Consider the following 14920-nt stretch of genomic DNA (forward strand, 5'->3'; position numbering starts at 1 on the left):
ATGTCGTTTTCAAATTTAGGGCTGAGCGTCGGCTTGGCCTCTGCCATGGCGCGCCAGTTTGCCTCGCCGACCCCCGTGCAAGCAGCTGCTATTCCGCCGGCCATTGCCGGACGCGATGTGCTGGTGTGTGCCCAAACCGGCTCCGGCAAAACGGCTGCGTTCGCCCTTGCGGTGTTGCAGCGTTGGTTTGGCCAGCAGGGGCCGGGCGGACGCCAGCCGCAAACGCTGATTCTGGTTCCGACCCGCGAGCTTGCGGTGCAGGTGGGCGGGGTCCTGTCCAACCTGGCGCGTGAGGCGGCCATCGGGGTGAAGGTTTCTGTCGTGTTCGGTGGCGTGTCCATCAACCCCCAGATGATGGCGCTCCGCGGAGGAACCGACATCGTGGTTGCCACTACGGGTCGCTTGTTAGACCTTGTTGAGCGCAACGCTGTCCACTTAGACCAGATTCGCTGTCTGGTGCTGGACGAAGCCGACCGCATGCTTGATTTGGGTTTTGCAGAAGAGCTCGATCGCATCGATGCGCTGTTGCCCCGGCAGCACCAAAGCCTCTTGTTCTCGGCGACTTTCGGGCCTGCGGTGCGCAGTCTTGCGCACACACGCTTGCAGGATCCGCAGACCATTACGGTCGATGCCGATGTCCAAGCGCCTCCCGATATCCGGCAGCGGGCCATTCGGGTGGATGCCAGCCGCCGCACCCAGCTACTGCGCCATCTGGTGACCAGCGAAGCCTGGCCCCGTGCTCTAGTGTTTGTGGCGACCAAGTACGCTGCCGAAATGGTGGCGGACAAGCTGCGCCGCGCCGGGCTGGAGGCCGAGCCGTTTCATGCGCAACTCAGCCAGGGCAAGCGCAGCCAAGTGCTTGCGGACTTCAAAGCCAGTGTGGTGCAGGTTGTGGTGGCCACCGATGTGGCCGCTCGGGGCGTAGACATCGCCGGGCTGCCGGTGGTGGTGAACTACGACTTGCCACGTGCGGCGCCCGACTATGTGCACCGTATCGGCCGCACCGCCCGGGCGGGCCAGACCGGCATGGCAGTGAGTTTCGTCAGTGCCGACACCGCGGCCCATTTCGCGCTGATTGAAAAGCGCAACGGCCTATCGGTCGTGCAGGAAGAGGTTCCGGGGTTTGAGCCGGCGCAAGTGCTACCTGCCATCAGCGCCGACCGGGCTGCGGGCGGTATCAAAGGCCAGCGTCCCAGCAAAAAAGACAAGCTACGTGCGGCCGGTTTGCTGCAGTCGCTGCGGTAATGCTATCAAAATAATAGCTTCTTGCGCAAGCATTACGAGGGCTGGAGGCTGATTTGATGCATAAAAGCGATGCGCCCACAAGCTTGCTGTTTGTCTGCATGGGCAACATTTGCCGCAGCCCCACGGCCCATGGCGTGATGCGGCATAAAGCCCGCGCCCAAGGGTGGGGCACTGACATGTTGCAGGTCGACTCGGCCGGCACCCACAACTACCACCCCGGAGCGCCGCCCGACGCCCGCAGCCAGCAGCATGCCGCCCGCCGCGGATATGTGTTTTCTGATCTGCGCGCCCGCCAATTGCAGGCATCAGACTTCGCCACGGCCGACCTCATTCTGGTCATGGACTGGGACAACCTTGCCCTGGTGGAGGCGGAGTGCCCCCCGTACCAACGGCACAAAGTGCGACGGTTGACGGAGTTCTGCACCCGCCACGACGCCACAGTGGTTCCCGACCCCTATTACGGTGGCGACGCAGGGTTCGAGGAGGTGCTCGACCTCGTAGAGGAGGCCTGCGACGGACTTTTGGCGCACATTGCCCGCCAGCGGGCGCAGGCTCGCTGACCTTGCGTGCACTCCAGTGGCGCCTTAGCGCACTGCTGGACAGCCGGGCCATGGGGCCGACAATGGGGCATGAACGACCACGCCCCCCAGATTGAAATTCCCCCCTCTTTCGTGCAGCTCTACCTCGCGCCGGGTCGGAGCAAACCCTCTGCCCCCTGGGCGCAGGTACTGAGTGACTATGAGCTTTGCGAAGACATGGCCCAAATGCTCGCGCCCACCGCGGCGGACATGCTGTTCAAGCTGGGCGTCACTGAGCGCGATGTCCTGGAGCGCTGTTACCGGGGCCTGCGCACCGAGCCCTGCGTACTGAGCGAACCCCAATCTGCATGGGTTCTGCAAAGAATGGCTGAAATTTTGTCATGGCCGTGGCAGAATCTTGAAAACGTTGTCAAAGCGTAACTATCCGGTAACCAAATTGCAAAGACAGCCTATGGAAGCTAGCTCGCCCGTCGGCATGTCTTCTTTGTACAAAACCGATTTTGATTTTGCAAAAATTTTGTGGAAAAACATGGTTTTTAAGGGTTTGCCCGTAGTGATTGATGAGGTAATTTAATTACCATTCAAGCCATCCCGCTGCAGTCCGCAAGGAGTGGGCACACCGTCAGGAGCATGTTTATGAGTCAGTCTGATGTCCGCTTGCGCGGAATCATCAAAAACTACGGCAAGGCCGATGTCATTCACGGCATCGACTTGGATATCGAGCCCGGCGAGTTCGCTGTGTTTGTGGGTCCCTCGGGCTGCGGCAAGACCACGCTGTTGCGCATGATTGCGGGCCTGGAAGAAATATCGGGCGGCAAGCTCCACATTGGCGGAGCCCGTGTGAATGATCTCGGTCCCTCGGAGCGCGGCGTGGCCATGGTGTTTCAGAGCTATGCGCTGTACCCCCATAAAACCGTCTTCGACAACATGGCGTTCGCCCTCAAGATCGCCAAAACACCCAAAGCCGAAATCGAACGCCGCGTCCGCGAAGCGTCCGACATTCTTCAGCTGACAGAGTACTTGGAGCGCCTGCCCAAGGCTTTGTCCGGCGGGCAGCGCCAACGGGTGGCTATCGGCCGGGCCATCGTGCGGGACCCCAAGGTGTTCTTGTTTGACGAGCCTCTCTCCAACCTCGATGCTGCCCTGCGCACCAAGATGCGGGTAGAGCTGGCCACCTTGCACCGCCGCCTCGGGGCGACCATGATTTACGTGACCCACGACCAGGTCGAGGCCATGACATTGGCCGACAAGATTGTGGTTCTCAACAAGGGCCGGATCGAACAGGTGGGCAAACCACTGGACCTCTACAACAAGCCCGCCAGCATGTTTGTGGCTGGCTTTATCGGCTCGCCCCAAATGAATTTTCTGAGTGGCGAACTCGCAGCGCGGCACAACGTGGCGACGATCGGGCTGCGCCCGGAGCACCTCAAGGTCACCGAGGGTGGTCCGGTTCAGGGCACGCTCAAGCACTCCGAGCAACTCGGTAACGAGACCTTTGCGTATGTGAGTGCGGGCGCATTCGGCGACATCACTGCGCGCATGGATGGCACCCTGGGGCTGGAGCCGGGGCAGTCCATTTCACTGGGTTTCGCGCCTGAGCACTTGTACAAATTCAACGCAGAAGGCCGGCGCGTCGACTGAGTTTCAACAGGTTTTAACGCGTCGTGGATGGGCCGCGATGCAACAAGAGGAGAAGACGATGATGATGAAGAAGACCATGATAGCCGGAGCTTCCGCTCTGGTATTGGGTGCTGTAGCCGCTCCGGCGATGGCAGCGGATTACAAAGGGCCGGATTTGAAGGGTGAAGTAGTCACCATCACCTGCCCATGGACAGGTGCCGAAGAAGGCATGTTCAAGAAAGTGATTGCCAATTTCGAGAAGGCAACGGGCGCCACCGTCAAGCACTCCTGCTCACAGAGCTCGGAGCAGCAGATCGTGATCGACATCAAGGCAGGCTCGCCTTCCAACATCTCCGTGTTCCCGCAGCCGGGCCTGGCTGCCAACATGGCTGCCATCGACGGCTTGAAGCCCTTGGGTGCTAAAGCCCAAGACTGGGTGAAAAAGAACTACGCAGCCGGCTCTTCCTGGGCTGATTTGGGTACCTACGCGAACAAAGCCGGCAAGAAAGAGTTCTACGGCATGTTCTACAACGTGAACGTCAAGAGCTTGGTCTGGTACATCCCTGAGAACTTCAAGGAAAAGGGCTACAAAGTCCCTAAGTCCATGGAAGAACTGCAAGCGCTGACCAAAAAGATCGCAGCCGATGGCGGCAAGCCTTGGTGTATCGGTCTGGGTTCTGACGCCGCTACCGGCTGGCCTGCCACCGACTGGGTGGAAGACATGATGTTGCGCACCCAGACCCCTGAGGTGTATGACGACTGGGTCAGCAACAAGATGAAGTTCAACGACAAGCGCGTGATTGAAGCGATCGAAGCCTATGGCTGGTTCGCTAAAAACGACGCCTATGTCGACGGCGGTGCCAAGGCCGTGGCGACCGTGAGCTTCAAGGACAGCCCGAAGGGCATGTTCGGCTCACCACCCAAGTGCTACATGCACCGTCAGGCATCGTTCATTCCTGCCTTCTTCCCTGAAGGCAAGTCGGACGAAGCTGACTTTTTCTACTTCCCTTCCTACAGCAGCAAGAAGTTGGGCAACCCGGTCCTGGGCGGCGGAACCATTCTGACCATTACCAAGGACAGCAAGGGCGCACGTGCCTTCATGGAATACCTGCAGCACCCCCAGTCGCATGAAATCTGGATGGCTGAAGGCGGCTTCCTGACACCGCACAAGGGTGTTGATCTGGCCAAGTACAAGACCGCATCGCTGAAGAAGCAAGGCGAAATCTTGCAGAACGCCACCACCTTCCGTTTTGACGGTTCCGACCTGATGCCCGGAGCCGTGGGTGCAGGTAGCTTCTGGAAGGGCATGGTCAACTACTCCGGCGGCGCATCTGCCAAAGAAGTGGCTGACGAAATCCAGAAGAGCTGGGACGCCATCAAGTAAGTATGTCCTCTGACGTTGCTTCACCGCGCGTCTTCAGGCCGGCGGCTTCGGCTGCCGGCCCTTTTGAATCTCTTTTTCCACGACACGCAAAAGCATTGATCCTATGACTGATCAAGTTATCCAGACCATCACCGCTGTACTGGTCAGTATTGCGTTCTGCTTGCTGTACTTCGCCGGCTCCAACTTCGTGTTGGACAAAATCGCCCAGTTGCCCGTGGGCAGCAAAAACGGGCGTGAGATTTTCCGCTCCAACGTGCGACCGTGGCTTTTCATTGCACCGGCGCTGCTCTTGCTGGGCACCTATCTGGTGTACCCGCTGTTTGAAACATTCCGCTTGAGCTTTTACGATGCCACCGGAGAGCAGTTTGTGGGGCTTGCCAACTTCCGCTGGGTGTTTGTTGACCAGAACTTCTTGCTCACCATCCGCAACAACTTTTTGTGGCTGCTGGTCGTGCCGGCCGCCGCCACAGCCTTCGGTCTTGTCGTTGCGGTGCTCGCGGACCGCGTCTGGTGGGGCGGGTTTGCCAAGTCCATGGTGTTCATGCCCATGGCTATCAGTTTTGTAGGTGCCAGTGTGATCTGGAAGTTTGTGTACGACTTCCGTGGGCCGGATGCCGAGCAGATCGGCATCTTGAACGCCATGGTCATGGGCATGGGCTTCCAGCCCCAAGCCTGGGTCACGATTCCGTTTTGGAACAACTTCTTCCTGATGGCGATTTTGATTTGGATTCAGACCGGCTTCGCCATGGTGATCTTGTCGGCAGCCCTGCGCGGTGTGCCGCACGAAACCATAGAGGCTGCCCGCATCGACGGTGCCAGCGAACTCCAGATCTTCTTTGAAATCATGGTGCCGCAAGTCATGTCCACCATCCTGGTGGTGTGGACCACGATCACCATCACCGTGCTCAAGGTGTTTGACATCGTGATGGCGATGACAGGGGGCCAGTGGGATACCAGCGTGCTGGGCAACTTGATGTACGACTGGATGTTCCGCGGCGGTGGCGACTACGGCCGGAGCTCTACCTTGGCCATGGTTTTGATGTTTGCAGTGGTACCCGTGATGGCGTTCAATATCCGCCGCTTCCGTACCGAGGAGGCACAGCGATGAAAAAGTATTTCTCTCTCCCGTCATTGATGGCGCAAGGCCTGTTGCTGGTCATCGTGTTGATGTGGGTGTTGCCGACATTCGGCCTCTTGGTATCGAGCTTCCGAGAAAAGACGCAGCTGGTCTCCAGCGGCTGGTGGACAGCCTTGTCCACCCAAACCCGGGCCGACATGCGCCGCACCGCCGGCGCGCAAAGTTTGGTGAAGGAGGGCGATCGCTATGTCATCAGCGGCCGCTTGTTCCCCGAGGGTGGCGGCGTTCAGATCAAGCAGTTCTCCCTCAAGTCCTCCAACCCCAAAGAGTTCGCAGTCGGCGCGACAGTCGAGGTCGCAGACGGGCAAGTTTTTGATGAAGAAGACGGCAAGCCGGACGGCACCCTAGCGGTCAAGGCGGATGGCAGCTACCGGCTGGAGCTGGGTCAGCCTTATGACAAAGACCGTGGTGTCCGGGTGTTTTATGTGGCGGAGTCGCCGCCCGTGTTCATGACACAGAACTATGAAAAAGTGATTGCCGGCGAGGGCGTGGGTCAGGCATTTCTGAACACCTTCAAGGTCACCATACCGGCCACGTTCATCCCGATTCTGATTGCGGCCTTCGCAGCCTATGCCTTCAGCTGGATGGAGTTTCCGGGGCGCAAGTTTCTGTTCATCGTGGTGGTCGGCCTGTTGGTGGTGCCCTTGCAGATGTCTTTGATTCCCTTGCTGCGCCTGTACAACCAGGTCGGAGAGGAATTCGGTACCGAGTCCAAGTCTTATCTGGGTGTGTGGCTGGCGCACTCCGCGTTTGGCTTGCCTTTGGCGATCTATCTGCTGCGCAACTACATTGCATCTCTGCCGCGGGACATCATTGAAAGTGCGCGCATGGATGGCGCCTCCCATTTCCAGATTTTTACCAGCATCGTGCTGCCCTTGTCCATTCCAGCATTGGCAAGTTTTGCGATCTTTCAGTTCTTGTGGGTCTGGAATGACTTCCTTATCGCCCTCGTGTTCCTCGGCAAGGCGCCCGACCAGGTGGTGCTCACCATCAAGCTCAACGATCTGCTGGGTTCCCGTGGCGAAAGCTGGGAAATTTTGACGGCCAGTGCATTCGTATCGATCGCCGTACCGGTGGCTGTGTTCTTCTCACTGCAACGCTTCTTTGTGCGGGGCTTGCTGAGCGGTTCGGTCAAGTAAGTCCGAGGACATCCTTCACGGGCGAATTTGCGAAAGCAGGTTCGCCGTTTTCATTCAAGAGACCTTTCAATCATGGCCAAGGCAACAAACAACAATTGGTGGCGCGGCGGCGTCATTTATCAAATCTACCCTCGCAGCTATGCGGACAGCAATGGCGACGGCATCGGCGATCTGGCGGGTATCACCGCCAAGCTGGACTATGTGGCCGAGCTCGGTGCCGACGGTATCTGGCTTTCGCCATTTTTCAAGAGCCCCATGAAGGACTTCGGCTACGACGTCAGCGACTACTGCGATGTCGATCCGATGTTCGGCACCATCGATGACTTCAAGCAGCTCGTAGACCGGGCTCATTCATTGGGCCTGAAGGTCATGATTGACCAGGTCCTCTCGCACAGTTCGGACCAGCACCCGTGGTTTGTAGAAAGCCGCTCCAGCCTCGATAACCCCAAGGCGGACTGGTACATCTGGGCGGATGCCAAGCCGGATGGCAATCCACCAAACAACTGGCTGTCGATTTTCGGCGGGAGCGCCTGGCAGTGGGATACCCGTCGCTGCCAGTACTACATGCACAACTTTCTGACCAGCCAGCCGGACTTGAACTTTCACAACCCTGAAGTTCAACGAGCACTGTTGGCAACGGTCAAGTTCTGGTTGGATCTCGGGGTGGATGGCTACCGCTTGGACACGGCCAATTTCTATTTCCACGACGCTCAGTTGCGTGACAACCCCGCCCGTGGCCGCCCGGATGGCGAGGACCCCGCGGTCAACGCAGTGAACCCCTATGGCTGGCAATGGCACCAGCACGACAAGAGCCAGCCCGAGAACCTGGCATTTTTACGTGAACTGCGTGCTTTGCTTGATGCCTACCCCGATACCACCATGGTGGGCGAGATCGGCGACGATGATGGCTTGGCCCGCGTGGCAGAGTACACCAGCGGTGGTGACAAGCTGCACATGGCGTATTGCTTTGACCTGCTGGGCACGGCACACAGCGCAGCCCACTTCCGTGGGTTTGTGAAACGCTTTGAAGAGGTTGCTCCGGGCGGTTGGCCTTGCTGGGCCCTGTCGAACCACGACGTGGTTCGTGTTGCCACCCGTTGGGCCAGCACCGCAGCCGTTGCCGCGCCTGACTTGTTGCGTCTGGGGGCTGCATTGCAAATGTCCTTGCGGGGTTCTCCGTGCATCTACCAGGGAGATGAGCTGGGCCTGCCGGAGGCCGACATTGCCTTTGAGGATTTGCAAGACCCTTACGGCATCACCATGTGGCCCGAGTTCAAGGGGCGCGACGGTTGCCGCACGCCTATGCCATGGTTGTCGGGTCGGGCGGATCTGGGGTTCTCGTCCGCTTCCGTCACCAGCTCCAAACCGTGGCTGCCGGTTGCGGCTACCCACCATGCCCTCACCGCCGAAGCGCAAATTCAGGACCCCGCCTCACTGCTGCACTTCTATCGCAACTTGCTGCGTTGGCGCAAAACCCAGCCTTGCCTAGTGAGCGGTACGCTCGAAGTACTGGACGCACACCCGCAGGTGCTGACCTATGTGCGCCGGCACGAGGGTTTCACCATGGTGTGTGTTTTTAACTTCAGCCCCGAGCCTGCTCAATGGTCGGTTCCTTCGGCCTTTGCTGACCTGAGCCGAGTTGAGGGTAGTGGTCTGGCGGACGTTGCTATTGTTGGCGGAGTTTTGCAACTACCCGCTTGGGGCGGCGCATTCCTGGGCACCACCTGACCGCCGCGGGCCGGTCGGCTCAGGTACATTTTGCGGATGAGTACTCCTGAGCGCTTGCGCCTGAACACCATCGCCGGGCCCCTGCTCGGCGAGTTTTTGCTGGGAATGACGGTGGTCATGGGAGGGCTCTGGCTGGCCTCCCATGAGTCCGACGCAGCGGCAGGCGCCTTCGGGCTCGTCAATCAAATTCTCGAGACACTGAGCGTTGCCTTCCGGGTGCTGGCGATCGGCCTCGGCGTCATGGTCACCCAGTATCTCGGCGGCGGTCAGCACGTGGCGGCCCGGCGTGTGGCCCTGCTGGCCTTGGGGGCCAGCACCTGGGTGGGGGCTGCCATCATGTTGGTCGTGGTGGCCGGCAATGACCTCATGCTCGATTGGCTCAATGCGCCGACTATGGTGGCATCACTCGCTGCACCGTATCTGCAATGGTTTGCACCCGCGTTACTGCTGGATGTCTACAACCTGAGCATGGCCGCCGTCTTGCGCGCGCACTTGTTTGCCAAAGACTCTTTGCGCATCATGATTGCCATGCATGGCACCCATTTCGCACTGGCCTTTGTCATTATGCGCGGCTGGGGCACCTGGGATGGGCTGGGCCTTGAGGGCTATGCCATTGCCATGCTGATCAGTCGCGCACTGGGGCTGGTGTTGCACTTGTGGTTCTGGCGGGTGCGCATGCAACTCACCCCGTCGGGGCGCGACTGGTGGCGGTTTGCATGGGTAGATTTTGGTCCGGTGTTGCGGGTGGGTTTGCCCGGCGCAGGTGTTGAGGTGACTTACCGCGCCGCATTCATGGTGTCCGTGGCTGCGACAGCCCGATTGGGCGTGATCGCACTAGCCACCCATTCCTACACCTTGCAACTGTTGAAATATGTGCTGCTTACCAGCATGGCGATCGGGTGGGCCTGTGAAATCATGGTCGGTCGCCTGGTGGGTGCCGGCGACCTGCGGGAGGCCAATGGCCTGGTACGCAAAGCCGTGCGCAACGGACTGCTGGCCTCGGGCTCTCTGGCGCTTATTGCGGCGCTGGGCGCACCGTGGTTGATGCGGGCTTTCACCAAAGACGCAGCGGTCATTGAGGCCGCGCAAACCTTACTCTGGTTGTCTTTGTTGCTCGAAACCGGTCGTGTTTTTAACTTGATTTTGAATGGCGCTTTGCGTGCCACCGGCGATGCCATCTACCCCGCAGCTTCTAGTGTGGCGTCGCTGGTGCTTGTGCTGGGGGTGGGCTCATTCTGGCTGGGGCGCTTGTTTGGCTTGCCCGGTATCTGGCTAGCCTATGCGCTGGATGAGTGGATCCGTGGCTTACTGCTGCTCAGCCGTTGGCTATGGCGCGGCTGGCTACCCAATGCGCGGGACAGCCGCCGCCGTATGCGTGCCGACAAAGGCTGATTTTTAAGCGCTAGCCAAAAGCGAGAGGCAGCAACCCCGTAACGCCTGTGCGCAAAGTAAACAAGCTGCCCGAGAGCGGGTGCTTCTCCAGTGCTGCCGCATCCAGCCCGACACGCGCAGTCGTTACCAGCATGGTCTGCAGGTCTGGGCCACCAAAGCTGATACTTGTGACCTGACTGGCCGGAATCGCAATGGTTTGCAAGCACTTTGCATCCACACTAAAGCGCCGTATGCAAGCGCCACCCCAAAAAGCGATCCAGATACAGCCCTCGCTGTCTATAGTCATGCCATCGGGGGTTCCCTCTTCTTCCGTGAAAACCCGCCACACGGTCTTTGCGCTGAATTGGCCCCGAGGGTCCATCTGGTAGCGGTAGACCGTGTTCAGAAAACTGTCGGTGTGCAACATCCAACTGGCATCGGGCGCAATGGCCGGGCCATTGGCAATATAGATCCCGGTTTCCACAATGGCGCACTGCAGGTCCGGATCCAGCCGAGCCAGTCTCCCTGTGCGGCGCGCGGGGTCGTCGTTGTCCATGGAACCCGCCCAGATCCGACCGTGGGCATCGGCCTTGGCATCATTGAGGCGGACCGTAGGCTCGCCCGGATGCGGCTGGGCCACGGGAGTCCAGTGCAGCTCGGGTTCCAGCGTCAGGTGCACGATGCCGCTTTGGAAACCGGCCATGAAGCCGGCCCCATCCTTGCGGGGAATCAGCCAGCCAATGCGCTCCGGCATCTTCCAACTTTGGCGCTGGTCGCTCGCGGGCGTCCACGCATGCACGGCGCAGCCGTGGATATCGACACAAAAAAAACGCTGGCTACGGTCGTCCCATAGCGGGCCTTCACCTAAGGACAACTCGGCGGGCCATACGGCCTTCGGGGGCGTGTGATTCAGGTCCATCCTGCGTCCACCACAAAGTCTTGGGCCGTTACCATGCCACTGTCCGCGGCAGACAGGAACAGCGCCATATTGGCCACGTCCGCACCGAGAATGCGGCCTGGGAGGCAATGGTTGTCTTTCATGGCTTTTTCGCCGGCTTCGTCTACCCACATGGTCAGCTGCTTGTCCGTCATGATCCAGCCGGGCGTCAGGGTGTTCACCCGGATGTTGAATTCTCCCAGTTCGCGCGCCAGGCTGCGGGTCAGGCCCACGGTAGCGGATTTGCAGGTGGCGTAGACGGGATAGCCTTTGCCTTTGATTTTCCAGCTGGTCGATCCGAGATTCACAATCGCGCCGCCACCGGAGCGCTTCATGCCCTCTGCGACAGCCTGCGCCGCAAAAAAATGAGGCCGGAGATTGACCGAGACCCGCCAGTCGAAATCGTCGGCGGTCACATCTGCGAGCTCATGCCGCTGGTCATTGGCCACGTTGTTGACCAACACCGTGATGTCTCCAAAGCGCTGGGCGGCGGTGGCAATAGCGGCCTGCAGGGCGCTCACGTCGGCAGCATCGCTCTGCAGAAACAAAGGCTCGGGGCCGAGCTGTCGGGCCGCGTCAATGACTTGTTGCGCGGCATCTGCATTGCGGCCGGTAAACGCCACTTTGGCGCCCTGACGGGCAAACGCGATCACGATGTCGCCGCCAATGCCTGAGCTGCCTCCAGTGACGAAAACGCTGCGCCCTTGCAAGCTCGGGTACTGCGCGAAGTGGGAGAGGGTGTCCGGCTTCATAGGTCTCCAATGGAAAGATAGACCCCGATTCTAGGGTTAATCATCATACAAATAAAGCGGAAAAATCGGCTTTCTAGGCCCCTTGGAGGGTTGCGCGGATCAGGCTGCGGGTATCCGAGAGCATGCCTGCCATACGATGCAGGGCGTTCTGTGGCTCCTGTAACCGGATGGCGTCGAACACTTTTTGGTGGTCCGGTAGCGCCTGCTTGAAGTTGTCCGAGGTGCGCGCGGTCACCCCTAACAAGGCCTCGAGCGCGCTGCCGATGATGGCCGCCAGCGGCATCAGCAGCGGATTGTTGGTCGCCTGCAGCACTGCCGTGTGGAATGCGAGGTCGGCCTCGACCCACTCTGCAATGCTCTGCGAAGACTCCATGGCTCTCAGTGCTTGGGCAATGGCCTCAAGCTGCGCGTCGCTTCGACTGGTGGCCGCCAGCGCTGCCGCTGAAGGCTCGATGATTTCCCGCAGCTCGGTCAGATGCCGCAAAAACTCTGCATCGACGCCGGTGGCGCAGCGCCACGCCAGAATGTCCGGGTCCAGCAGGTTCCATTGATCTTTGCTGCGGACCCGGGTGCCGATACGGGGGCGCGCTTCCAGCAAGCCCTTGGCGGCGAGTACCTTGACGGCCTCTCGCAACGCAGTCCGGCTCACGGCGAGCTCCTGGCACAGAAGCTCTTCGTTCGGGAGCACCTGCCCGGCCGGGTAGATGCCCCCCGCTACGCGCCGGCCTAGCTCATCAACCACTTGACCATGCAGTTTGCGCCCGCTGTAGCGGGCGTGAGAGGCCGGAGTGGCTGAGGTTTTGACGTCGTGGGGCATCATGCGAGCGGGCATTTAATGATCATATGTTTAAATCGGGGCAAACCCATCATCCTGAACCCAACTATGTCTGTGAGCTCAATGTCCTCTATTGTCGGTGTGGACTGGGGAACCACCCACCGCCGCACCTATGCACTCCAAGCCTTGGGCGAGTGTCTTCATGAATCCAGTGACGATGATGGCGCGCTGGCGTGCAAAGGCCGCTTCCCCGAGGCGCTGACTGGTGCTCTGGCAGGTGTGCAAGCTACCCCATCGCTGGTCATCGCCTCCGGCATGGTAGGCAGTGCACTGGGCTGGCACGAGGTGCCCTATGTCGACTCAAGCGTGCCCTTGCCGGAGCTGGGGCGCCATGCGTTTCGCGTGCCCGATGCTCCAGGGGGTGCGCCAGTACTACTGATTCCCGGTTACTGCATTCGCAATGCCAGTGGCGTTCCCGATGTCATGCGGGGTGAGGAGACCCAGTTGCTCGGAGCGTGGGCACTGGGGCATGTGTCGGGTTGGTTTGTATTGCCCGGCACCCATAGCAAATGGGTGCTGCTGCAGGACGGAGTGGTGCGCAAGCTGCGCACCTACATGACCGGCGAGCTGTACGACCTGCTGCGTAAGCAGGGCACACTGGCTGCAGCGGCAGGCGGGCAGACCGTGTGGGATGACGCCGCCTTTGCAGCCGGGGTCGATGCTGCAGGTCAACATGCACTAAGTCATCTCTTGTTCGGTACCCGTGCGCGGGTGGTGAGCAAGGACATGGCACCCCAGTCCAGCGCGTCGTATTTGAGCGGCCTCCTGATCGGCGCTGAACTGAAGGATGTCCTGGGCGATGAAGCCGGCGAAGTGCCCACCTTTCAATTGATCGGGTCTCCGCAGTTGGCGGAGCTCTACCAAAAGGCAGCCCAGCGACTGGACTGCCGCTTTGACATTCTGGATGCGCGGCAGGCCTTTCTGGCTGCCGTTCGGCACCTTTCTACCCATTGGAGCGTTTGATGAGCACGGTGAATTCTTTGTTGGCGCAAGCCCGTCTACAACCCTTGATTGCGATTCTGCGAGGCTTGACGCCTGCAGAAGCGGTAGAGGTCGGGCAAGCCCTTTATGGCGCAGGTTTCCGTGCTCTGGAGGTGCCGCTGAACCGGCCTGGTGCCGTGGAGTGCATTGCAGCGCTGGTGCAAAGCCTGCCGGCGGACGCTTTGGTCGGTGGTGGCACCATGCTGACGGAGGCCCATGTGGAGCAGGTGCACGCCGCAGGCGGCCGGCTCATGGTGTCCCCCAACTGCGATCCGGCGGTGATCCGCCGTGCCGTTGCGCTCGACATGCTGGCAGCGCCTGGTGTAGCCACTCCGACGGAGGCCTTTGCCGCCTTGCACGCGGGAGCACATGCCTTGAAACTTTTTCCAGCAGAGTCACTCGGGCATGGGGGACTCAAGGCGCTCAAGTCGGTGGTGCCCGCAGGCACCGACTTGTGGCCGGTAGGCGGCATCACTCCGGAGAGCATTGGCCCTTGGGTAAAGGCCGGTGCCAGCGGCTTCGGCATTGGTAGCCAGTTGTTTGCGCCGGGGGTGAGTGCCTCCCAAGTCGCTGAGCGGGCGCACAGCTATGTGCAAGCCTGGCAGCAAAGCCGGGCCTAATCGTCTACCGGCGTGCCCTGCTTGAGTTGCAGGGCCCGGTCATAGAGAGCGTTGCGGGACTCGCCGGTAATGTCTGCCGCCAGCTTGACGGCTGACTTCAACGGCAGCTGCTCCAGCAACAGCAGCAGAACCCTGTCGTCCTGAGCGACCGCACTGGCCGGGGCGGGGTGGAGCACCAGCGCAAATTCACCCCGCAGGCGGTTGGCATCCGCAGCGAGCCAATTGCTGAGCTGCTGGGCTTCCACGGTGGCAATCTCTTCAAATTGCTTGCTCAGTTCCCGGCCCACCGTCACGAGGCGCGGGCCCAGGGCTGCGAGCGCTTTGGCCAAGGCTTCCAGGCGGTGCGGTGCTTCCAGGAGCACGACGGCATCGGGGTGTGATGCCAGCTCATGAATCTGGGCCGCGCGTTCCACCGCTTTGGACGATAGAAAGCCACGGAACTCGAAACCCCCATGCCCGCTTCCGCCTGCCACCACGCCGGCCACCGACAGGGCCGTCACCACGCTGCTGGCACCCGGCAGGGGAATGACACGAAGCCCGACTGCGCGCACCTGCGCCACCAAGCGTGCGCCCGGGTCGCTCACCCCGGGGTGCCAGCATCGCTCACATAGGCCACACGCTGACCATGTTG

Annotated in this window: 14 protein-coding genes and 1 pseudogene; 11 read left to right on the forward strand and 4 right to left on the reverse strand. The window is 60.4% G+C overall.

Annotated elements, in window-relative coordinates; translation table 11 throughout:
- The 9 genes from QZW03_RS16290 (at position 1) to QZW03_RS16330 (ending at position 10185) form a co-directional block, all read left to right on the forward strand.
- Positions 1 to 1245: a DEAD/DEAH box helicase gene (locus tag QZW03_RS16290; RefSeq protein WP_296511083.1), complete on the forward strand. Its 1245-nt coding sequence runs from the start codon at positions 1 to 3 to the stop codon at positions 1243 to 1245.
- A 56-nt stretch (positions 1246 to 1301) separates the two neighbouring features.
- The gene (locus tag QZW03_RS16295; protein WP_296511084.1) at positions 1302 to 1805 is read left to right on the forward strand and encodes a low molecular weight protein-tyrosine-phosphatase; all 504 of its coding nucleotides are present in this window, start codon (positions 1302 to 1304) and stop codon (positions 1803 to 1805) included.
- A 69-nt stretch (positions 1806 to 1874) separates the two neighbouring features.
- Positions 1875 to 2204 carry an ATPase with chaperone activity gene (locus tag QZW03_RS16300; protein ID WP_296511085.1) on the forward strand — a complete coding sequence of 110 codons (330 nt, stop codon included), beginning with the start codon at positions 1875 to 1877 and terminating at the stop codon, positions 2202 to 2204.
- Between the two features lie 216 nt (positions 2205 to 2420).
- Complete coding sequence (locus QZW03_RS16305) at positions 2421 to 3425, forward strand: ATP-binding cassette domain-containing protein (RefSeq protein ID WP_296511086.1); 1005 nt, start codon at positions 2421 to 2423, stop codon at positions 3423 to 3425.
- Positions 3426 to 3483: 58 nt separating this feature from the next.
- Positions 3484 to 4788, forward strand: coding sequence for an ABC transporter substrate-binding protein (locus QZW03_RS16310; protein ID WP_296511087.1), 1305 nt, complete (start codon positions 3484 to 3486; stop codon positions 4786 to 4788).
- 103 nt (positions 4789 to 4891) lie between these two features.
- Positions 4892 to 5896, forward strand: a complete 1005-nt coding sequence (locus QZW03_RS16315; protein ID WP_296511088.1) for a sugar ABC transporter permease — start codon at positions 4892 to 4894, stop codon at positions 5894 to 5896.
- Complete coding sequence (locus QZW03_RS16320; RefSeq protein WP_296511089.1) at positions 5893 to 7065, forward strand: carbohydrate ABC transporter permease; 1173 nt, start codon at positions 5893 to 5895, stop codon at positions 7063 to 7065. The genes QZW03_RS16315 and QZW03_RS16320 overlap by 4 nt, the downstream gene beginning before the upstream one ends.
- Before the next feature lie 72 nt (positions 7066 to 7137).
- A complete protein-coding gene (locus QZW03_RS16325) occupies positions 7138 to 8793 on the forward strand; it encodes an alpha-glucosidase family protein (protein ID WP_296511090.1) in 1656 nt (551 codons plus the stop codon).
- A 36-nt stretch (positions 8794 to 8829) separates the two neighbouring features.
- Positions 8830 to 10185 carry an MATE family efflux transporter gene (locus QZW03_RS16330; protein ID WP_296511092.1) on the forward strand — a complete coding sequence of 452 codons (1356 nt, stop codon included), beginning with the start codon at positions 8830 to 8832 and terminating at the stop codon, positions 10183 to 10185.
- 10 nt (positions 10186 to 10195) lie between these two features.
- Here QZW03_RS16330 and QZW03_RS16335 read toward each other — a convergent pair whose 3' ends face one another.
- The 3 genes from QZW03_RS16335 to QZW03_RS16345 all read right to left on the reverse strand — a co-directional run bounded on the left by QZW03_RS16335 (position 10196) and on the right by QZW03_RS16345 (position 12685).
- On the reverse strand, positions 10196 to 11083 hold the full coding sequence (locus tag QZW03_RS16335; RefSeq protein WP_296511093.1) for an SMP-30/gluconolactonase/LRE family protein: 888 nt from the start codon (positions 11081 to 11083) through the stop codon (positions 10196 to 10198).
- Positions 11074 to 11853, reverse strand: coding sequence for an SDR family oxidoreductase (locus tag QZW03_RS16340; protein WP_296511095.1), 780 nt, complete (start codon positions 11851 to 11853; stop codon positions 11074 to 11076). Before QZW03_RS16340 ends, QZW03_RS16335 begins: the two co-directional genes overlap by 10 nt.
- Positions 11854 to 11926: 73 nt before the next feature.
- Complete coding sequence (locus tag QZW03_RS16345; protein WP_296511096.1) at positions 11927 to 12685, reverse strand: FadR/GntR family transcriptional regulator; 759 nt, start codon at positions 12683 to 12685, stop codon at positions 11927 to 11929.
- 66 nt (positions 12686 to 12751) lie between these two features.
- Here QZW03_RS16345 and QZW03_RS16350 point away from each other — a divergent pair, with 66 nt between their 5' ends.
- Both QZW03_RS16350 and QZW03_RS16355 read left to right on the forward strand, forming a co-directional pair.
- Positions 12752 to 13651 (forward strand): 2-dehydro-3-deoxygalactonokinase, encoded by a 900-nt coding sequence (locus QZW03_RS16350; protein WP_296511097.1) that lies wholly within the window; start codon positions 12752 to 12754, stop codon positions 13649 to 13651.
- Complete coding sequence (locus QZW03_RS16355; protein ID WP_296511098.1) at positions 13651 to 14289, forward strand: 2-dehydro-3-deoxy-6-phosphogalactonate aldolase; 639 nt, start codon at positions 13651 to 13653, stop codon at positions 14287 to 14289. The genes QZW03_RS16350 and QZW03_RS16355 overlap by 1 nt, the downstream gene beginning before the upstream one ends.
- Here QZW03_RS16355 and QZW03_RS16360 read toward each other — a convergent pair.
- Positions 14286 to 14920, reverse strand: a pseudogene (locus QZW03_RS16360) (SAM-dependent methyltransferase); the annotation flags it as partial. The gene QZW03_RS16355 and the pseudogene QZW03_RS16360 overlap by 4 nt on opposite strands.

Source organism: Rhodoferax sp. (assembly GCF_013297935.1).
GTDB lineage: Bacteria > Pseudomonadota > Gammaproteobacteria > Burkholderiales > Burkholderiaceae_C > Allorhodoferax.